The sequence below is a fragment of the Mycobacterium sp. KBS0706 genome (assembly GCF_005938675.2).
Taxonomy (GTDB): domain Bacteria; phylum Pseudomonadota; class Alphaproteobacteria; order DSM-16000; family Inquilinaceae; genus Inquilinus.
Genome location: NZ_VCCH02000085.1, coordinates 1 through 19213 on the forward strand (window position 1 = coordinate 1; position 19213 = coordinate 19213).

General features: G+C 71.8%; 15 protein-coding genes and 1 pseudogene. 11 read left to right on the top strand and 5 right to left on the bottom strand.

The features are described from left to right. From FFK22_RS43345 to FFK22_RS32110, 4 genes and pseudogenes are all read left to right on the top strand, one after another. A pseudogene (locus FFK22_RS43345) lies at positions 1-621 on the top strand (hypothetical protein); the annotation flags it as partial. A 105-nt stretch (positions 622-726) separates the two neighbouring features. Further along, the gene (dgcN, locus tag FFK22_RS32100; RefSeq protein WP_138885700.1) at positions 727-1743 is read left to right on the top strand and encodes an N-acetyltransferase DgcN; all 1017 of its coding nucleotides are present in this window, start codon (positions 727-729) and stop codon (positions 1741-1743) included. After that, the gene (gene dgcA / locus FFK22_RS32105) at positions 1740-2726 is read left to right on the top strand and encodes an N-acetyl-D-Glu racemase DgcA (RefSeq protein WP_138885701.1); all 987 of its coding nucleotides are present in this window, start codon (positions 1740-1742) and stop codon (positions 2724-2726) included. Before dgcN ends, dgcA begins: the two co-directional genes overlap by 4 nt. 155 nt (positions 2727-2881) lie before the next feature. Then, positions 2882-4087 (top strand): adenylate/guanylate cyclase domain-containing protein, encoded by a 1206-nt coding sequence (locus FFK22_RS32110; protein WP_138885702.1) that lies wholly within the window; start codon positions 2882-2884, stop codon positions 4085-4087. A gap of 1 nt (position 4088) precedes the next feature. Here the strand turns inward: FFK22_RS32110 and FFK22_RS32115 are convergent, their stop codons facing one another. Next, the gene (locus FFK22_RS32115) at positions 4089-5045 is read right to left on the bottom strand and encodes an alpha/beta fold hydrolase (protein WP_138885703.1); all 957 of its coding nucleotides are present in this window, start codon (positions 5043-5045) and stop codon (positions 4089-4091) included. 196 nt (positions 5046-5241) lie between these two features. Then, complete coding sequence (locus FFK22_RS32120; protein ID WP_138885704.1) at positions 5242-6150, bottom strand: LysR family transcriptional regulator; 909 nt, start codon at positions 6148-6150, stop codon at positions 5242-5244. A gap of 163 nt (positions 6151-6313) precedes the next feature. Between FFK22_RS32120 and FFK22_RS32125 the strand changes: the two genes are divergently transcribed. Beyond that, the gene (locus tag FFK22_RS32125; protein WP_138885705.1) at positions 6314-9889 is read left to right on the top strand and encodes an ABC transporter ATP-binding protein; all 3576 of its coding nucleotides are present in this window, start codon (positions 6314-6316) and stop codon (positions 9887-9889) included. A 171-nt stretch (positions 9890-10060) separates the two neighbouring features. On the opposite strand, the gene FFK22_RS32130 is transcribed toward FFK22_RS32125, so the two are convergent. Further along, the gene (locus tag FFK22_RS32130; RefSeq protein WP_138885706.1) at positions 10061-11050 is read right to left on the bottom strand and encodes an ABC transporter ATP-binding protein; all 990 of its coding nucleotides are present in this window, start codon (positions 11048-11050) and stop codon (positions 10061-10063) included. Between the two features lie 105 nt (positions 11051-11155). Between FFK22_RS32130 and FFK22_RS32135 the strand changes: the two genes are divergently transcribed. The 6 genes from FFK22_RS32135 to dapB all read left to right on the top strand — a co-directional run bounded on the left by FFK22_RS32135 (position 11156) and on the right by dapB (position 16771). Continuing rightward, the gene (locus FFK22_RS32135) at positions 11156-11347 is read left to right on the top strand and encodes a zinc-finger domain-containing protein (protein ID WP_138885707.1); all 192 of its coding nucleotides are present in this window, start codon (positions 11156-11158) and stop codon (positions 11345-11347) included. A 21-nt stretch (positions 11348-11368) separates the two neighbouring features. Then, positions 11369-11722, top strand: a complete 354-nt coding sequence (locus FFK22_RS32140) for an MmcQ/YjbR family DNA-binding protein (RefSeq protein WP_138885708.1) — start codon at positions 11369-11371, stop codon at positions 11720-11722. Positions 11723-11794: 72 nt separating this feature from the next. Continuing rightward, entirely contained in the window at positions 11795-12418 is a 624-nt protein-coding gene (locus tag FFK22_RS32145; RefSeq protein WP_138885709.1) for a rhomboid family intramembrane serine protease, read from the top strand. Between the two features lie 214 nt (positions 12419-12632). Continuing rightward, complete coding sequence (gene dnaK / locus FFK22_RS32150; protein ID WP_138885710.1) at positions 12633-14552, top strand: molecular chaperone DnaK; 1920 nt, start codon at positions 12633-12635, stop codon at positions 14550-14552. 136 nt (positions 14553-14688) lie between these two features. After that, positions 14689-15813 (top strand): molecular chaperone DnaJ, encoded by a 1125-nt coding sequence (dnaJ, locus tag FFK22_RS32155; protein ID WP_138885711.1) that lies wholly within the window; start codon positions 14689-14691, stop codon positions 15811-15813. Positions 15814-15934: 121 nt separating this feature from the next. Continuing rightward, a complete protein-coding gene (gene dapB / locus FFK22_RS32160; RefSeq protein ID WP_138885712.1) occupies positions 15935-16771 on the top strand; it encodes a 4-hydroxy-tetrahydrodipicolinate reductase in 837 nt (278 codons plus the stop codon). Positions 16772-16775: 4 nt separating this feature from the next. Here dapB and FFK22_RS32165 read toward each other — a convergent pair whose 3' ends face one another. Then, positions 16776-18221: an amidase gene (locus FFK22_RS32165; protein WP_138885713.1), complete on the bottom strand. Its 1446-nt coding sequence runs from the start codon at positions 18219-18221 to the stop codon at positions 16776-16778. A 59-nt stretch (positions 18222-18280) separates the two neighbouring features. Next, positions 18281-19156 carry a bifunctional transcriptional activator/DNA repair enzyme AdaA gene (locus FFK22_RS32170; protein WP_138885714.1) on the bottom strand — a complete coding sequence of 292 codons (876 nt, stop codon included), beginning with the start codon at positions 19154-19156 and terminating at the stop codon, positions 18281-18283. Positions 19157-19213 lie beyond the last annotated feature (57 nt).

The window sequence follows — 19213 nt, forward strand, 5'->3', positions numbered from 1 at the left end:
GACCCGAACCGGCCGCACCCGCCGGCGCTGAGCCAGCCGGCTAAGCCGATCGATCGCGCGGCCGCAGCCCCCACCGAGCAGAGCCATCCGCCGCTGCCCACGCCCGGCCAGCACAGTCCTGCCGCGCCGGCCCAGGCCGCCGGACAGACCCCGGTGGCGCCGACCGCCAAGCCGCCCGCCGGTGCCGCCCAGGCCCAGCCGGCGCATCCGCCCCTGCTCGATCGCACTCAGCGCGGACCTCAGGCGCCGAGCGGCCCGGCCGCGGCCCAGGCCGCCCCGGCGGCACAGCCCGGCCATCCGCCGCTGGCGGAGCGCGGCCAGCGACCTGCGAACGCGCCAGCCAGTGCTCCCGCCCGGCCGCCAGTACAGCCGCTCGCCGGGCATCCGACGCCGCAGCCCACGGCCGCGGTGCGCCCGCCGGCGGTGGCGCAGCGTCCGGCGATCGCCCGCCCCCCGGTGCAGCAGCCACCACACAACGCCGCCGCCGCGCCGCACCCGGCGCCGCGCATCACCCAGCCGCAGGCCCACGTGCAGCCTCAAGCCCAGCACCGGCCGCCGCCTCCGCCGGCCCGGCGCCCACTGCCGCCGCCGGACAAGCGGCAGCAACAGGACCAGAACTGACCGCGCGGACCCTCACCGCCGGTTATGACATCCCGAAGCCGCGGTCCTGGCCTGACCCCGGATTCCCGCTACACTCGCGGCGACCGTTGGTGAGGAGCCCGCATCGTGGATATCAGGCGTCCCTATCTGCTGTTCCTGGGGGATGCCCCCGACCAGCTCGCCGCCAAGACCGCCTATGGCGTGGCGCAGTGGCGCCGCGAGGTCTGCGTCGGCCAGTTGCGGCTGGACGGCTGCCGCGCCACCTGCGGCCTGCCCGACCTGACGCTGGAGGAGGCCGCGGCCAAGGGCGCGCAGACGCTGATCATCGGCGTCGCCAACCGCGGCGGCCGGATCTCCGAGGCTTGGCAGGACACCATGTTGCGGGCGCTGGAGCTCGGCATGGACATCGCGTCGGGCCTGCACAACCGCATCAGCGACCTGCCGGCGGTGGCGCAGCGCGCCAAGGCCCTGGGCCGCAGCCTGTTCGACGTGCGCCACCCGGACCGCGACTTCGACGTCGCCAGCGGCATGCCGCGCCGCGGCCGGAGGCTGCTGACCGTCGGCACCGACTGCTCGGTCGGCAAGATGTTCACCTCGCTGGCGCTGGAGCGCGAGATGAAGGCCCGCGGCCTGAAGGCGGATTTCCGCGCCACCGGCCAGACCGGCATCCTGATCGCCGGCGGCGGCGTCTCGGTCGACGCCGTGGTGGCCGACTTCATCTCCGGCGCCACCGAATGGCTGGCCCCGGAGGCCGAGACCGACCATTGGGATCTGATCGAGGGCCAGGGGTCGCTGTTTCACGCCTCCTATGCCGGCGTGTCGCTGGGCCTGCTGCACGGCGCCCAGGCCGAGGCGTTGGTGATGTGCCACGAGCCCGGGCGGCCGCATATGCGCGGCCTGCCGAACTTCCCGCTGCCCGACCTGGCCGACTGCATCGCGCTGAACGAGCGCTGCGCCCGGCTGACCAACCCGGACGCCAAGGTGGTGGGGCTGGCCTTCAACACCTCGGCGCTGGACCCGCAGGCGGCGGAACGGGCGCTGAACGAGGCGGAGGACCGCTTCGGCCTGCCGGCGGTCGACCCGGTGCGCACCGGCGTCGCCGCCATCGTCAACCGGCTGCCGATGCCGGTGGCCGCCGAATGACCGGCCGGCGGCTTTCGGTGCGCGAGGCGGTGTGGCCGATCCGCGGCGCCTTCACCATCTCGCGCGGCAGCCGCACCGAGGCGCGGACGCTGATCGCCGAGATCGCCGCCGGCGGCGCGGTCGGCCGCGGCGAATGCACGCCCTATGCCCGCTACGGCGAGAGCCTGGAGAGCGTGACGGCCCAGATCGAGAGCGTGGCCCAGGCGATCGCCGACGGCGCCGACCGGCCCGGGCTGGAGGTGCTGCTGCCGCCGGGCGCGGCGCGCAACGCGGTCGACTGCGCCCTATGGGACCTGGAGGCCAAGCTGGCCGGCGTGCCGGCCTGGGCCATCGCGGGCATCCCCGAGCCCGGCCCTGTCACCACCGTCTACACGCTGAGCCTGGACACGGTGGAGAAGATGGGCGAGGCGGCGCGGCAATCGGCGCACCGGCCGCTGTTGAAGCTGAAGCTGACCGGCGACGGCGACCTGGAGCGGGTGCAGGCGGTGCGCGCCTACGCGCCCGCCAGCCGGCTGGTGGTCGACGCCAACGAGGCATGGTCGATCGGCCATCTCGAACGCTTCGGCCCAGCCTTCGCAGCGCTCGGCGTCGAGGTGATCGAGCAGCCGCTGAAGGCGTCGGAGGACGATGCGCTGCTGGGCTTCGACAGCCCGATCCCGCTCTGCGCCGATGAGAGCTGCCACGACACCGCCAGCCTGGAGCACTGCGCCGGCAAGTATGCGATGGTGAACATCAAGCTGGACAAGACCGGCGGCCTGACCGAGGCGCTGCGGCTGCGTGCCGCAGCGCGCGAGCGTGGCTTCGCCGTGATGGTCGGCTGCATGGTCGCGTCCTCCCTGGCCATGGCGCCGGGGATGCTGCTGGCCCAGGGGGCGGAGATTGTGGATCTGGACGGGCCGTTGCTGCTGGCCCAGGATTACGATCCTGCGCTGCGCTATGATGGCGCCACGGTCTACCCGCCGGAGCCGGCGCTGTGGGGCTGAGGCGATGTCGTTTCCCGCTCCGGCCCGCCGCGCAAGGCAGGTTTTCCTTTCATCGGTAACGACCTGACTCGAAATCTGGACGTCCTGCCCCTAGATGATGGAGGCTGTGCTGCGAGGGGCGGACCATGGGCGTCGTGATCGAGAAAGACAATCCGATGACGAGCTGTACCGGCTCACCCACGCTGGACTGGCTGCTCTATGAAGCACCGACCATCCGCGACACCGGCCAGCTGCTCGAGGAATTCTGCAACCGCCTGGTCGCCGACGATGTTCCGGTCGCGCGCGGCCTGGCCATCATCCCGGCCCTCCACCCGCTCTATTTCGGCACGGCCTATATCTGGCGCGGCACCGGCGCGATCGAGCGCCGCCGCGGCCTGTGGGAGAACCGGAACTCGCCCGAATACCAGCAGAGCCCGATTCATGTGGTGATCGAGGAGGGGGCGGAGGCCCTGCGCCGCCGCCTGGCCGGCCCGAAGGCGCAGCTCGACTTCCCGGTGCTGGAGGAATTCCGCGACGAGGGGATGACCGATTACGCCCTGTTCGGCCTCGCCTTCACCAGCGGCCGCCGCTCCGCCATTTCCTTCACCACGCGGGAGGAGGACGGGTTCAGCGACGAGGCGCTGGCCAAGGTCGACCGGCTGATGCCGATCCTGACCCGGCTGATCGAGATCCACACGCTGCGCGCCACCGCGGTCGACCTGCTCGACACCTATGTCGGCCACGACGCCGGCGCCCGCATCCTGAACGGCCAGATCCGCCGCGGCATGTCGGAATCGCTGCACGCCGCGATCTGGTACTGCGACCTGCGCGACTTCACGGCGATGAGCGAGAAGGTCGGGCGCGAGGAGATCGTCGCCTCGCTCGACAGCTATTTCGAGACGATGGCCGCAGCGGTGCAGGAATCCGGCGGCGAGATCCTGAAGTTCATCGGCGACGCCATGCTGGCGATCTTCCCGGTGGACGAGGAGCAGGGCGTGCAGGACGCCGCGACCAAGGCCCTGACCGCCGCCGCGGTGGCCGAGCACGGCATGGCCGCGCTGAATGCGAAGCGGGTCGAGGAGGGCCGGCCGGCGCTCGACTACGGCCTGTCGCTGCATATCGGCGAGGTGATGTACGGCAATATCGGCGCCGCCGACCGGCTGGACTTCACCGTGATCGGCCCGGCGGTCAACCTGGCCAGCCGGGTCGAGGCGCTGTGCCGCATCACCGGCCGCCGGCCGCTGATGACCGAGCCCTTCCGCCGCGCCGCCGGGGTGGAGACCGAGCCGATGGGCCGGTTCAGCCTGCGCGGCGTGTCGGAGGAGCAGGAGGTGTTCAGCCCGGTGCGCCTGCCGCTGCCGGCCGAGGCCGCCGCCGAGTAGCTCAGGGCCCGCCCGACGCCTGCTGGTCGGATCCAAGAACCGCGCCGTCGGCCAGGGCCCGCCGGGCCTGCCCACGCAGATCCGCGCCTGAAGGCAGGCCAGGCCCGGGATGCAGCATCCAGTCGGCGACGTCGCGCTGCGGCGTGCGCCGGCCGAGATCACGCAGCAGCCAGTGCCAGCCGCGGCTGTAGGAGGCGACGACCAGGTCCGGCCGGCGCGGCAGGCGGCGCAGCAGCAGGTTGACCGAAGCCGGCGCCAGCACCTGCTCGTGCTCGCCCAGCAGCACCAGGGTCGGCCCCGGGATCTCCGGCGCGGCGTCCGAGGCGCGGCCCATCACGTCGACCAGCCCGTCGATCGTGTCGACCCGGGTCGCCCGGATGTAGAGCGGGTCGCGGCCGAGCGCGATCAGCATCGGCACGTTGTCGCTGGCCTGGACGCCGAGGCTGCGCCCGGTGAAGGTCATCGCCGGGATCAGCCGGCGGGTCAGCCACAGCGCCACCCGCGGGATGGCGTCCATGCTCTGCCGGCCCCAGGTGGCCGGAGCTGACAGGATCAGCCCGGCCATCGGCGGATGGTCCGGCCCGGTCGCGGCCAGAATGGCGACGGCGCCGCCCATGCTTTCACCCAGCAGATAGACCGGCACGCCCGGATAGCGCGCTTCCAGGAGGCGCAGCGCCGCGGCGGCGTCGGCGGCCAGCGTCTCCGCCCCCGGCCAGATGCCGCGCCCGGCGGTGTCGCCGAAGCCGCGCTGGTCATAGGCGTAGGTGGCGATGCCGAGCTGGCCCCAGAATCTGGCCGGGTCGTCGAAGGCCCGGCCGTATTCGTTGAAGCCGTGCAGCGCCAGCACCACCGCACGCGGCTTGTCCACCGGCCCCCAGTGCCGCAGCGGCAGGCGGTAGCCGTCGGCCGCGATCACCGCCTTGGCCTCCAGCCCCGGCGGTCCGTTCGAGTTGCCCATCGGCTGGACCATCGCCCCGCAGGCGGCGACCAGGAGGAGGGCGAGGCAGGAGAGGAGGCGGGCGGCGACTTTGACTTTTCCTGTCCCCCCTCCCCTTGCGGGACGGGGGCAAGGGGAGGGGGGACTAAGATTTGCGGTCATCGCGGATCTGTCGCTCACCAGCATGGCCCCATTTCACCCGCCGACGGCGGCCGGATCAAGGCGCCGCGACCTCCTGCGGCAGCCGGCCCTCCAGCACGTCGCGCCGTTCACGGAACAGGGCGACCAGGGAATCCATCACCCGGCGCACCCGCGACAGGGCCCGCAGGTCGCGATGCACCAGCAGCCACTGGTCGACCCCGACCTCCTCCACCACCGGCCCCAGCCGGCGCAGGCCGGGATCGGGATCGCCGGCATAGCAGGGCAGCAGGCCGACGGCCTCGCCGCTGCGCACCACATGCTGCAGCACCAGCCAGTTGTTGACCCGCACCGCCGGCCGGGCGCCCTGCAACAGCTCCGCCACCCAGGCCTGGCCCGGCATGTAAGTATGCTCCTCGTCGAAGCCGGCCCAGGTCTGGCGGCGCAGCCCCTCCGGCGTCGTGTCGGAGACCTCGCGGCCGCGGCCGGCATAGATCGCGTATTCCGCCCGGCCCAACCGCCGCGCCACCAGGCTCGACACGTCCGGCACCTGCTCGCGGATCAGCAGGTCGGCCTCGCGCCGCGACAGGTTGGCCAGCATGTGGCTGGCCGCCAGCTCGATCTCGATGCATTGCAGGCCGCGCCGCAGCCGCGGCAGGTGGTCGGCCAGGAAGCCGGTCATCGCCTCGCCGGCCGAGACCCGCACCGTGCCATGCGCGGTGTCGCCGAGCCCGGCGCTGCGGCGCTGGATCGATTCGGCGGCGCGCTCCATCGCCTCGGTGTCGGCCAGCAGCTCCTCGCCGGCCGCGGTCAGCACGAAACGGTCGGGCAGCCGGTCGAACAGCCGGGCGCCGATCGACTCCTCCAGGCTGCGCACCCGCCGCGCCACGGTCGGATGGCTGACCTGCAGCCGCCGGGCCGCCGCGGTCAGGTTGCCCTCGCGCGCCAGGGTCAAGAACACGCGCAGATCGTCCCAATCGGCGGCCATGGCCAGCTTCTCCGCACCAATATGCCTGAACAGAAACGTACAGCTGATCCTCGAATTTGTCGAATTCCGTTCACCAACGTTCACATTATCGTCAGGTCGGGGCCGGCCCGACCCATCCGACGACAGGCGACCGGCGGCATCCTTTCATCAGAGGGAATGCGTGATGCATTTCGAACCGCGCCTGTGGCAGTTCACTCAAGGGGTCCGCGCCCGCATCGCCTGGGCGGTGGCGATCGGCCTGATTTCGGTCGCGCTCGGCGTCGCCCGGCTGGCGCTGCTGGGCTGGCTGATCGGCCAGGTCTTCGCCGGCCGGCCCCTGGCCGAGCTGGTCCCGTCCATCGTCGTGATCGCCGGAATCATGGTGCTGCGCGGCGTCGCCGAATATGGAAGGGTGATGGTGGCGCACGAGACCGCCTCGCGCGTCCAGGCCCGGCTGCGCCGCAGCATCTTCGACCGGATCGCGGCGCTGGGGCCCGGCACCGTGGCCCGCCGCCGCTCCGGCGCGCTGACCCTGTCGCTGATCGACGGGGTCGAGCAGCTGGAGGTCTATTTCGGCCAGTTCCTGCCGCAGTTCCTGATCGCGCTGCTGACGCCGATCCTGATCTTCGCCGCCATTGCCTTCGTCGACCTGCCGGTGGCGGCGGTGATGCTGGGCTTCGCCCTGATCGCCCTGTTCGGCCCGGCGCTGTGGCACCGGCGCGAAACCGGCAGCTCGCTGCAGCTGCGCCAGGTCTATGCCGATTTCGCCGCCGAGTTCCTCGATTCGGTCCAGGGCCTGGCGACGCTGAAGGCCTTCGGCCAGAGCGGCGCGCGGGCCACGACGCTGAAGACCAAGGCGCAATCCGTGTTCCGCAGCACCATGCGGGTGCTGGGCAGCAACGTGCTGGCCCGCGGCATCACCGACAGCGCCATCGCCAGCGGCGCCGCCGCGGCCCTGGCGCTGGGCGCCTGGCGGGTCGACTCCGGCGCCATGGCGCTGTCGGCGCTGCTGGTCATCCTGATGCTGGGGGTCGAGATCTTCCGGCCGATGCGCGAGCTGCGGTCGGTGCTGCACCAGGGCATGGTCGGCCTGTCCGCGGCCCAGGGCATCTACCAGGTGCTGGACGACACGCCGGAGGTGGCGGATGCGGCCCCGGCGGCGCTGGCCCGGCCGTTGGCCCCGACCATCGCCTTCGACGGCGTGCGCTTCCGCTACCCCGGCACCCGCCGCACCATCCATGAGGCGCTGAGCTTCGAGGCGAAGGCCGGCGAGCGGATCGGCCTGGTCGGCCCGTCCGGCGGCGGCAAGTCGTCGATCGTGCGCCTGCTGCTGCGCTTCTACGACCCGGAGGCCGGGACCATCCGCCTGGGCGGGCACGACCTGCGCGGCCTGTCCTTCGCCCAGATCCGGTCGATGATCTCGGTGGTGAACCAGGACACCTTCCTGTTCCACGGCACGGTCGAGGAAAACATCCGCATGGGCCGGCCGGGGGCGACCGAGGCGGAGGTCGAGGCCGCCGCCCGCGCCGCCAACATCCACGGCTTCGTCCAGTCGCTGCCGCAGGGCTATCGCACCGTGGTCGGCGAGAAGGGCGTGAAGCTGTCCGGCGGCCAGCGCCAGCGCGTCGCCATCGCCCGGGCGCTGCTGCGCGACACCCCGATCCTGGTGTTGGACGAGGCGCTGTCCGCCGTTGACGCCGAGAACGAAGCGGTGATCCAGGAGGCGCTGGACCGGCTGATGCAGGGCCGCACCACGCTGGTGCTGGCGCACCGCCTGTCGAGCGTGATCGGCTGTGACCGCATCCTGGTGCTGGACCGCGGCCGGGTGGTCGAGAGCGGCCCCCATGCGGCGCTGATGCAGCAGGGCGGCGTCTATGCCGGGCTGATGGCCGAGCAGGCGCGCGAATCGGCCGCCGGCATGATCATCGATGCACCGGTCGCCGCCCGCACCGTCGAGTCGGCGTCGACCGCGCCGGCCACCGCAGCCAAGTCGGAGACCGAGGGCATCCTCAAGGCCGAGGGGCTGGGCTGGGGCCGGCTGGTGGCCGAGTTGATGAAGCTGGCCATGCCCTGGAAGGGCAAGCTGGCCCTGACCTTCGCCTTCGGCGTGCTGCGCGTCGTCACCTTCATCGGCGTCGGCGTGCTGAGCGCGCTGGTGCTGCTGGCGCTGAAGAACGGCGAGCCCTATGGCGCCCTGCTCTGGGCCCTGGCCGTGGTGGCGCCGCTGTCCGGCGTGCTGCACTGGCTGGAATCCTGGATCGCCCACGACATGGCCTTCCGCCTGCTGGCCGACATGCGCTCGGACGTGTTCCGCAAGCTCGACGCCCTGGCCCCGGCCTATCTGGTGCGGCGGCGCACCGGCGACCTGATGGCGCTGGTCACCCACGACATCGAGCTGGTGGAATACTTCTTCGCCCACACCGTGGCGCCGGCCTTCGTCGCCGTGCTGGTGCCGGCCGCGGTGCTGGCGGTGCTGGTCTGGGCCAGCCCGTGGATCGCGCTGGCGCTGCTGCCCTTCCTGCTGGCGGTTGCCGTCAGCCCGTTCCTGATGCGCCGCCGGGTCGACACGCTCGGCTCCGAGTCGCGGGAGGCGGCCGGCGAGCTCGGCGCCTTCGCCGTCGACTCGGTGCAGGGTCTGGGCGAGATCGTCGCCTTCCAGCAGGAGGGCGCACGGGGCGACCGGCTGGACGCGCTGTCGCAGCGTTTCATCAGGCTGCGCCTGCCCTTCTTCGCCGAGCTCACCCGGCAGCAGAGCCTGCTGGAGATCCTGACCGGCCTGGGCGGCCTGGCCGTGGTGGTGACCGGCGCCGCGCTGTCGACCCATGGCGCCATCGACCCCGGCCTGCTGCCGCTCCTGACCATCCTGGCCATGGCCGCCTTCCTGCCGGTGTCGGAGATCGCGCAGGTCGGCCGCCAGCTGGCCGACACGCTGGGCGCCACCCGCCGCATCTACGGCCTGAAGGCCGAGCCGGTGCCGGTCGTCGACGGCCCGGGCGTACCGGACCATGCGGGACCGGCGGCGCTGGCGCTGCAGGGCGTCGGCTTCACCTATCCGGGCCAGGGCCGGCGCGCCTTGGCCGGGGTGACGGTCGAGATCCCGGCAGGCAAGACGGTGGCGCTGGTCGGCACCTCCGGCGCCGGCAAGACCACCACAGCGCAGCTGCTGATGCGGTTCTGGGACACGGATGAGGGCCGGATCACCCTGAACGGCGCCGATCTGCGGGACTATGCCCTCGACGACCTGCGCCGGCGCATCGCCCTGGTGGCCCAGGACACCTACCTGTTCAACGACACGCTGCGCGCCAACATCCTGATCGCCCGGCCGGAGGCGAGCGAGGCGGAGCTGGCGGCGGCGATCGGCCACGCCTCGCTGGCCGAGCTGGTCGAGACCCTGCCCGAGGGGCTCGGCTCGCCGGTGGGCGAGCGCGGCACCGCCCTGTCCGGCGGCCAGCGCCAGCGCGTCGCCATCGCCCGCGCCTTCCTGAAGAACGCCTCGGTGCTGATCCTGGACGAGGCGACCTCGCATCTCGACACGGTGAACGAGCAGGCGGTGCGCCGGGCGCTGGACCGGCTGCAGGCCGACCGCACCACCATCGTCATCGCCCACCGGCTGTCGACCGTGCGCGACGCTGACCTGATCGTGGTGCTGGACGAGGGCCGGGTGGCCGAGACCGGCACCCATGCGGCGCTCCTGGCCCGCGGCGGCCTCTACGCCCAGTTGGTCTCCCGCCAGCTCGCCTCGGCCCAGGCGGCGCAGTAGAGCGCGGAAGGAGAGGCCGGGGCCACCCCCTCACCCGAAATCGCTGACGCGATTTCGACCTCTCCCCAAGGAGAGGTATAGGGGCCGGCTCTCCTTCCCTCTCCTCGGGGAGACGGGGGCCCCGACGCCGAAGGCGGCGGGAGGGTGAGGGGGTGGCCTCGACGCTCGCGCCTACTCCCCCGCCGCCCTCCTTGCCGCGGCGGCGCCCTCGCCGGTCAGCTGCAGGAAGATGTCCTCCAGGTCGGTCTCCTCGGTGGTCAGGTCGGCGATGCGCACGCCGGCCTGGTCCATCAGGGTCAAGAGGTCGCCCAGCCGGGTCTCGCTGGGCCGGTAGCGCACCACCAGCCGGGCCGCGCCCGCCAGCTCCATGCCGCGCGCGGCCAGGGCCGGCGGCAGCGCGTCCAGGGGCTCGCTCAGGCTCACCACCAGGGTCTTGCTGTCGACGCTGGACAAGAGGTTGGCGGTGCTGTCGCAGGCGACGATGCGGCCGTGATCGATGATCGCGATCCGGTCGCACAGCTCCTCCGCCTCCTCCAGGTAATGCGTGGTCAGGACGATGGTGGTGCCGGCCCGGTTCAGCGCCCGGACATGGGCCCACAGGCTGCGCCTGAGCTCGATGTCGACGCCGGCAGTCGGCTCGTCCAGCACCAGCACCGGCGGTGAATGCACCATCGCCTTGGCCACCATCAGCCGCCGCCGCATGCCGCCGGACAGGGTCCGGGCATAGGCGTCGGCCTTGTCGGCCAGCCCGACCGCCGCCAGCAGCTCCGCGGTGATCCGCTCCTTCTTCGGCACGCCGTACAGCCCGGCCTGCAGGTCCAAGAGCTCGCGCGGGGTGAAGAACGGGTCGATGTTCAGCTCCTGCGGCACCACGCCGATCGCGGCCCGCGCCTGGCGCGTCGCCCGGCCGATGTCGAAGCCCCAGATCCAGGCGTCGCCCGCGGTCTTGGTGACCAGTCCGGCCAGGATGTTGATCAGCGTCGACTTGCCGGCGCCGTTCGGCCCGAGCAGGCCGAAGATCGAGCCCGCGGGGATGTCGAGGTCGATCGGGTGCAGGGCCAGCTTGTCCGGCTGCTTGTTGCGCCCGCGGTAGGTCTTGGTCAGCCCGCGCAGCCGGATGGCGCTCTCGGGTGCGGCGTTCGGCGGCGGCGCGGCGTTCATGGGTTGCACGTGAAACAGTTGATCGGCCGGGCGCCATGGGTATCATCCGGCCGGAATCCGGGCAATCATCGCCCGACATGCCCTTGCCGCCAGGAACCCCCAGCCATGCAGCCCGCCGCCCTTCAGCCCTCCGATGTGATCGAGGTCGACCGCGATGTCGAGACCGTCGGATGCGACGGCGGCGGCGCGCCGCTGGGCCACCCGATGGTCTACTACCCGATCGGGCATGAGCACGAGGTGGTCTGCAACTATTGCGGCCGCCGCTTCGTCCGCAAGGCCAACCGCCACGGCCACTGACCGCCCGGCGCGGGACGCGACATGACGCCCCCGTCGGTCGAGGAATTCTGCCTGACCCTGCCCGGCGCGGCCTTGAGCGTGCAATGGGGCGGCGCCCACGTGTTCAAGGTCGGCGGCAAGATCTTCACCATCCTGGCCGGGATGTCGCGCGGCGCGCCCGAGGCCTGGTTCAAGGCATCGGAGTTCTCCTACATCCTGCTGGTCGAGCAGCCCGGCATCCGCCCGGCGCCCTATCTGGCCCGAGCCAAATGGGTGGCCGCGGCGCTCGACGCCCTGCCGGCCGACGACCTGCAGGCCTATCTGCGCGAGGCGCACCGCCTGGTTCTGGCCAAGCTGACCCGGGCGGCACGGGCGGAGATCCTGGGCCCCGCGTGACGGATCGCGGGCTTCCGATCCGTCCGGCACTCCTGTAAGAGGCGGGACCCGTCTCCGAGCGCCCGAGGGGCCATGCCGCGCCAGCCGATCTTCAACGTCCCGCCGATCACGCTGTGGCTGAGCGGCGTGATGATCGCGATCTTCGCCGCGCTGCACCTGCTGCCGGATGTCGCCTATCCGGTGGCGAGCCGGATGGCGGTCTATCCCGCCGCCTTCGCCGACCTCGACCAGCTGCCGCCGCTCGACATGCTGACGGTGGTCGCCTCGCTGGTGTTCTACGCGCTGGTGCATATCGAGCCGATCCACCTGATCGCCAATCTCGGCTTCTTCCTGGCCTTCGGCAGCGTCTGCGAGCGGCATTATGGCCTGCGCCGCTACACCGTGCTGCTGCTGGGCACGACCGTGGCCGCGGCGCTGGTGCAGGTCGCCGCGAGCTGGGGCAGCGGCGCCCCGCTGATCGGCGCTTCCGGCGCGGTGTCGGGCTGCATCGCCGCCTTCTGCCGGCTGGCGCTGACGCGGCACGATCCGGCGGGGCGGCGCCTGGCCCTGAACCTGATCGGCTTCACCATCATCGCCAACGCCCTGTTCGCGCTGATGGGCGGCGGCTTCATCGGGGTTGACGCCCAGATCGCCTGGCAGGCGCATATCGGCGGCTTCCTGGCCGGCCTCGTCCTGGGCGCACCCCGTCGGGCGTGATTTGGGCCGGCCGTGATTTGGGCCGGGCGTGACGCGGCGGCCACAGCCGTCCCGGGCCGTCACAATCCTGCAGACTCCACGTTGCAGCGCGAGGACGCCCCGCCTATATGACCGGTGAAGCAAGAGCCGCCCCGTGGGCGGCATGGAAACATTGGGGGTCCCGGCGGTGCCTCACCGAGGGCCAGCCGCGACCTGCTGAAGGAATGAGGAAGAGATGAGCAAAGTCATCGGTATCGACCTCGGCACGACCAATTCCTGCGTCGCCATCATGGATGGGTCACAGGGCCGGGTGATCGAGAACGCGGAAGGCGCGCGCACCACGCCGTCGATCGTCGCGTTTACCGAATCGGGTGAGCGTCTGGTCGGCCAGGCGGCGAAGCGCCAGGCGGTGACCAATCCCGAAAACACCATCTTCGCGGTCAAGCGCCTGATCGGTCGCCGCTACGACGACCCGATGACCCAGAAGGACAAGGGCCTGGTCCCGTACCAGATCGTGTCCGGCGACAATGGCGATGCCTGGGTCGAGTCGCGCGGCCAGAAATACGCCCCGAGCCAGATTTCCGCCTTCACCCTGATGAAGATGAAGGAGACGGCCGAGTCGTTCCTGGGCGAGAAGGTGACGCAGGCCGTCATCACCGTTCCGGCCTATTTCAACGACAGCCAGCGCCAGGCCACCAAGGATGCCGGCAAGATCGCCGGGCTCGAGGTGCTGCGCATCATCAACGAGCCGACGGCGGCCGCCCTGGCCTATGGCCTGGACAAGAAGGCCAGCGGCACGATCGCGGTCTACGACCTCGGCGGCGGCACCTTCGACATCTCGGTGCTGGAGATCGGCGACGGCGTGTTCGAGGTGAAGTCGACCAACGGCGACACCTTCCTGGGCGGTGAGGATTTCGACGCCAAGATCATCGACTACCTGGCCGAGGAGTTCAAAAAGGAGCAGGGCATCGACCTGCGCCGCGACAAGCTGGCCCTGCAGCGCCTGAAGGAAGCGGCCGAGAAGGCGAAGATCGAGCTGTCCTCCTCGGTTCAGACCGAGGTGAACCTGCCCTTCATCACCGCCGACGCGTCCGGCCCGAAGCACCTGACCATCAAGCTGACCCGGGCCAAGCTCGAGGCGCTGGTCGACGACCTGATCCAGCGCACGGTCGAGCCGTGCCGCGCCGCGCTGAAGGATGCCGGGCTGAAGGCCAGCGAGATCGACGAGGTGATCCTGGTCGGCGGCATGACCCGCATGCCCAAGGTCATCGAGACGGTGAAGCAGTTCTTCGGCAAGGAGCCGCATCGCGGCGTCAACCCGGATGAGGTCGTCGCCGTCGGCGCCGCGATCCAGGGCGGCGTGCTGCGCGGCGAGGTCAAGGACGTGCTGCTGCTCGACGTCACCCCGCTGTCGCTGGGCATCGAGACGCTGGGCGGCGTCTTCACCCGGCTGATCGAGCGCAACACCACGATCCCGACCAAGAAGAGCCAGACCTTCTCGACCGCCGAGGACAACCAGACCGCGGTGACCATCCGCGTGTTCCAGGGCGAGCGCGAGATGGCGGCCGACAACAAGATCCTCGGCCAGTTCGACCTGGTCGGCATCCCGCCGGCCCCGCGCGGCATGCCGCAGGTCGAGGTCACCTTCGACATCGACGCCAACGGCCTGGTCAATGTCAGCGCCAAGGACAAGGCGACCGGCAAGGAGCAGGCGATCCGCATCCAGGCCTCGGGCGGCCTGTCCGACACCGACATCGACAAGATGGTCAAGGACGCGGAAGCCAACGCCGCCGGCGACAAGAAGCGCCGCGAGGCGGTCGAGGCCCGCAACCACGGCGATGCCCTGGTGCATTCGACCGAGAAGCAGCTGGCCGAGTTCGGCGACAAGGTCGACGCGGCCGACAAGGCGGCGGTCGAGAGCGCGATCGCCGACCTGAAGGCGGTGCTGTCGAGCGACGATGCCGACCAGATCAAGGCCAAGACCGAGGCCCTGGCCCAGGCGGCGATGAAGATCGGCGAGGCCATGTACAAGGCCAGCCAGGAGTCGGGCGCGGCGCCGGAGGGCGGCGAGCAGGCTTCGGCGAAGCCGGATGACGGCGTGGTCGATGCCGATTTCGAGGAAGTCGACGACGACAAGAAGAAGAAGTCGGCGTGACCGCGGTCGGATGACCACGATACGTCGATAAGGGGCAGACACCGCCCCCGCGAGGGTCCGTGACGGGCCGCGCGGGGGCGGTTTTCATCCGGGCCGGGGCCGCCCGAGGCTCTCCCGGTTCGGCACGAGGAACTTCATGGCGAAGCAGGATTTTTACGATCTTCTGGGGGTCGCGCGCGGCGCCGGCGCGGACGAGATCAAGAAGGCCTATCGCAAGCTGGCGATGCAGTATCACCCGGACCGCAACCCGGGCGACCACGCCGCCGAGCACAAGTTCAAGGAAATCAACGAAGCCTACGACGTCCTGAAGGACGAGCAGAAGCGCGCCGCCTATGACCGCTTCGGCCACGCCGCCTTCGACGGCGGCGCCGGGCCGCGCGGCCCCGGCGGGGCCGACTTCTCCGGCGGCTTCGCCGACATCTTCGAGGAGATGTTCGGCGACTTCATGGGCGGCCGCCGCGGCGGCCAGCGCGCCCAGGCGGGGCGCGGCTCCGACGTCCGCTTCAACCTCGAGATCACGCTGGAGGAGGCGTTCCTCGGCAAGCAGGCCACGGTCAAGGTGCCGTCCTCGGTCGGCTGCGAGGTCTGCGACGGCTCGGGCGCCGAGCCCGGCAGTCAGCCGGTGACCTGCCCGACCTGCGGCGGCGCCGGCCGCGTCCGCGCCTCCCAGGGCTTCTTTACGGTCGAGCGCACCTGCCCCGGCTGCGGCGGCCAGGGCCGGGTGATCAAGAATCCGTGCCGGAACTGCAGCGGCTCCGGCCGCGTGCGCAAGGACAAGACGCTGAAGGTCGACATCCCGCCGGGGGTGGACGACGGCACCCGCATCCGCCTGTCGAACGAGGGCGAGAGCGGCATGCGCGGCGCGCCGCCGGGCGACCTGTACATCTTCCTGTCGGTGCGGCCGCACGCGCTGTTCCAGCGCGACGGGGCAGACCTGTTCTGCAAGGCGCCGATCCCGATGAGCACGGCGGCGCTGGGCGGCCCGATCGAGATCCCGGCGATCGACGGCGGCCGGGCCAAGATCACGGTGCCGGCAGGCACCCAGTCCGGCGCCCGCTTCCGCCTGCGCGGCAAGGGCATGTCGGTGCTGCGCTCGGCCGGCCGCGGCGACATGTATGTCGAGCTGCAGGTCGAGACCCCGGTCAATCTGAGCAAGCGCCAGCGCGAGCTGCTCGAGGAGTTCGAGCGCGAAGGCGGCGGCGGCACCAGCCCCGAGAGCCAGGGCTTCTTCGCCAAGGTGAAAGAGTTCTTCAAGGAGTAGCGGCGCGAATGGCGTCGCCATCTCCCACATCTGTCATCACCGGGCTTGACCCGGTGATCCAGGGGCCGCAAAGAGCCGAGGCATCCAACTTGGATGCCCGGACCATCAGAGGACCCTCCCCATGACCGCCGGCGACACCCCCCGCCCCGTCGAGGGCCCCGTCAGGATCGGTATCACCGGCGCCGCCGGCCGGATGGGCCGGATGCTGATCCAGGCCGTGCTGGACACGACCGATGGCTCGGTGGCGCTGCACGGCGTGGTCGGCAACGAGGGCAGCGCCGCGATCGGCCAGGATGCCGGGCTGCTGGCCGGCCGGGCGGCCTGCGGTGTCGCCGTCTCCGACGACCCGGTGCCGCTCTTCGCCACCGCCGATGCGGTGATCGACTTCACCCGGCCCGCGGCCTCAGTCCGCTTCGCCGCGCTGGCGGCGCAGGGCAAGGCGGTGCATGTCGTCGGCACCACCGGCTTCTCGGCCGAGGATCTCGCGGCCTTAGGCCGGGCCGCGCGCCACACCCCGATCGTCCAGTCCTACAATATGAGCCTGGGCGTGAACCTGCTGGCGGCGCTGGTGCGCCAGGCCGCCCGCGCGCTCGATGCCGGATGGGACCTCGAGGTGGTGGAGATGCACCACCGCCACAAGATCGACGCCCCCTCCGGCACCGCCATCCTGTTGGGCCGCGCCGCCGCCGAGGGCCGTGGCGTCGACTTCGACGCGGTCAAGGCGATCGACCGCGACGGCAAGCGCGCGGAGGGCGCCATCGGCTTCGCCACGCTGCGCGGCGGCGACGTGGTCGGCGAGCATGCGGTGATCCTGGCCGGGGCCGGCGAGCGCATCGAGCTGGCGCACAGGGCGACCGACCGCGGCATCTTCGCCCGCGGCGCGCTGAAAGCCGCCCTGTGGGGCCGCGGCCGCGCGCCCGGCCTCTATTCGATGAACGACGTGCTCGGGCTGAGCTGAGGCCTCACACGCAGACCGGCGGCCGGCGGTCGATCCAGGGCTGCGCCGTCTCCAGCTGGGTCGCCAGGCGCAGCAGCGTCGCCTCGTCGCCGGTGCGGCCGACCAGCTGCACCCCGACCGGCAGCCCGTCCGGCGTCCAATGCATCGGCAGCGACATCGCCGGCAGGCCGGACAGGTTGAACGGGAACATGAACACCGCGTCCGACCACAGCGCGTTATAGGCGTCGTAGTCGGTCATGCTCATGTCCCAATGGCCGAAGGGCCGCGGCGGCTGGGTCAGGGTCGGTGTCAGGACGGCGTCGAAGGGCAGCAGCTGCCCGACCAGGCCGCGGGCAAACTGGCGCAGCGCTTCGACATCATTGGCATGCCGGATGCCGCTGATCGACCGGCCGCGCTCGATCGCGGCCCAGGTCAGCGGCTCGACCTCCGCCGGCGTCACCGGCCGGCCGACCAGCGGCTCCAGCGCCGCGAACAGCGCCGCCGTCTCGACCGCCAGCATGTCGGTGTAGACCGCCCAGGCGCGCCGAGCGTCGAAATCGAGAGCGTGCTCCTCGACGGTGTGGCCCAGGCTCTCCAGCCGCCGCGCCGTGCCGCGCACCGCCGCCGTCACCTCGGGGTGGACCGGGCCGCCATCCGGCGCCCGCGTCACGACGCCGATGTGCAGGCCCCGGGCGGGCTGCCGTGCCGCGGCGGCCCAGCCTTCCGCCGGCGACTGCGGGGTGTAGGGGTCGCCGGGCGTGCCGCCGGCCACGGCGTCGAGATAGGCGGCGGTGTCCCGCACCGTGCGGGAGACGCAGAGCATGTACACGCCGCCATACCAGATATCGACCGCATCCGGGGCGAAGGTGATGCGGCCGCGCGACGGCTTCAGCCCGACCAGGCCGCAATTCGCGGCCGGCACCCGGATCGAGCCGGCGCCGTCGCTGGCCTCGGCCAGCGGCACCATCCGCGCCGCCACGGCCGCGGCCGACCCGCCGCTGGAGCCGCCGGGGGTGACGTCCTCGCGCCAGGGATTGTGGGTGCGGCCGTACAGCTTCGGCTCGGTCGAGATGCACCAGCCGCCCTCCGGCACGTTGGTGCGGCCGAGCGGGACCAGCCCCGCGCGCTTGATCCGCCGCGTCAGCTCGCTGTCGCTCGGCGCCGGCAGGTCCTTGAAATAGGGGCAGCTCCAGGTCGCCGGCACGCCCTGCCATTGCGAAGCGAGATCCTTCATCAGGAACGGCACCCCGGCAAAGGGCCCGTCGGCCGGCGCCCGCGCCGCCAGGTCACGGCCGATGTCGTAGGCCTTGCGGGTGACGGCGTTGAGCCGCGGGTTCAGCCGATCGATCACGGTGATCGCGGTCTCGGCCAGCTCGGCCGCCGAGACGGCGCCGCTGCGCACCCATTCGGCCAGCCCCAGCCCGTCGCGTGCCGCATAGTCGCGGATCAAGGCCTCGGTGACGATCGCCATGCGCTTCCCCCATTATCGGTTTCGGGGAGGCTAGCACGGGTGCTGCCGGCGGCAATCCCTCAGGCCGCCGCCGCGTCGGTCAGCCCGGCCTCCCAGGCCAGCAGGGCCTGCTTCTTGCTGGAGCCCCAGCGGTAATTGTGGAGGATGCCGCTGGCCCGGATCACGCGGTGGCAGGGGATCAGCACCGAGACCGGGTTGGACCCGACCGCGCCGCCCACCGCGCGGCTGGCAGTCGGCCGGCCGATCGCGGCGGCGACGTCACCGTAACTCGCCACCCGGCCGGGCGGGATCGACAGCAGCGCCTCCCACACCTTGACCTGGAAGTTGGTGCCGCGCAGCAGCACCGGCAGCGGCGGGGTGTCCGGGGCCGCGACCGGCGCGAACATCCGCGCCGCCACCGCGGCGGTGGCCGCCTGGTCGCGCACCAGCTCCGCCCCCGGCCATTCGCCGGCGAATTCGGCCACGGCTGCGCCTTCATCGCCGGTGACGAAGCTGAACCAGCACACGCCGCGGTCGGTGACGCCGACGATGCATCGGCCGAACGGGCTGGAGTGCAGGCCCCAGCGGATGACGAGACCGGCGCCGCGTGCCTTCCAGTCGCCCGGAGTCATCGCCTCGCAGGTCACGAACAGGTCGTGCAGCCGCGACGGCCCGGACAGGCCGGTGTCGAGGGCGGCGTCGAGCAGGCTGGTCGGGGCGCTGAGCAACCTTCGGGCATGGTCCAGCCGCAGATACTGGGCGAAGCGCTTCGGGCTGATCCCGACCCAGCGCGAGAACACCCGCTGGAAATGATGCGGGTGCAGCCCGGCCTCGGCCGCCAGCGTCGCCAGGTCCGGCGGGTCGTCGCGGCGCTCCACCAGCAAGGCGATGGCCCGCGCGACCGCCTCATGGCGCGGCTCGTCCTCGGCCAGATCATCGGCGGGATGGGCGTTCATGCCGCCACTGTCCCGCCACCGGCCCCGGCGGACAACCCGGAAGTTGCGGTGCCGGCC

Bases quoted from the DNA above. Each gene is read 5' to 3' on its own strand.
- FFK22_RS32140 (WP_138885708.1), top strand. From the start codon at position 11,369: ATGACGCCCCCGTCGGTCGAGGAATTCTGCCTGACCCTGCCCGGCGCG.
- dapB (WP_138885712.1), top strand. From the start codon at position 15,935: ATGACCGCCGGCGACACCCCCCGCCCCGTCGAGGGCCCCGTCAGGATC.
- FFK22_RS32145 (WP_138885709.1), top strand. From the start codon at position 11,795: ATGCCGCGCCAGCCGATCTTCAACGTCCCGCCGATCACGCTGTGGCTG.
- FFK22_RS32125 (WP_138885705.1), top strand. From the start codon at position 6,314: ATGCATTTCGAACCGCGCCTGTGGCAGTTCACTCAAGGGGTCCGCGCC.
- FFK22_RS32135 (WP_138885707.1), top strand. From the start codon at position 11,156: ATGCAGCCCGCCGCCCTTCAGCCCTCCGATGTGATCGAGGTCGACCGC.
- dnaK (WP_138885710.1), top strand. From the start codon at position 12,633: ATGAGCAAAGTCATCGGTATCGACCTCGGCACGACCAATTCCTGCGTC.
- FFK22_RS32120 (WP_138885704.1), bottom strand. From the start codon at position 6,150: ATGGCCGCCGATTGGGACGATCTGCGCGTGTTCTTGACCCTGGCGCGC.
- dnaJ (WP_138885711.1), top strand. From the start codon at position 14,689: ATGGCGAAGCAGGATTTTTACGATCTTCTGGGGGTCGCGCGCGGCGCC.
- FFK22_RS32170 (WP_138885714.1), bottom strand. From the start codon at position 19,156: ATGAACGCCCATCCCGCCGATGATCTGGCCGAGGACGAGCCGCGCCAT.
- FFK22_RS32115 (WP_138885703.1), bottom strand. From the start codon at position 5,045: ATGGGCAACTCGAACGGACCGCCGGGGCTGGAGGCCAAGGCGGTGATC.
- FFK22_RS32165 (WP_138885713.1), bottom strand. From the start codon at position 18,221: ATGGCGATCGTCACCGAGGCCTTGATCCGCGACTATGCGGCACGCGAC.
- FFK22_RS32110 (WP_138885702.1), top strand. From the start codon at position 2,882: ATGACGAGCTGTACCGGCTCACCCACGCTGGACTGGCTGCTCTATGAA.
- FFK22_RS32130 (WP_138885706.1), bottom strand. From the start codon at position 11,050: ATGAACGCCGCGCCGCCGCCGAACGCCGCACCCGAGAGCGCCATCCGG.
- dgcA (WP_138885701.1), top strand. From the start codon at position 1,740: ATGACCGGCCGGCGGCTTTCGGTGCGCGAGGCGGTGTGGCCGATCCGC.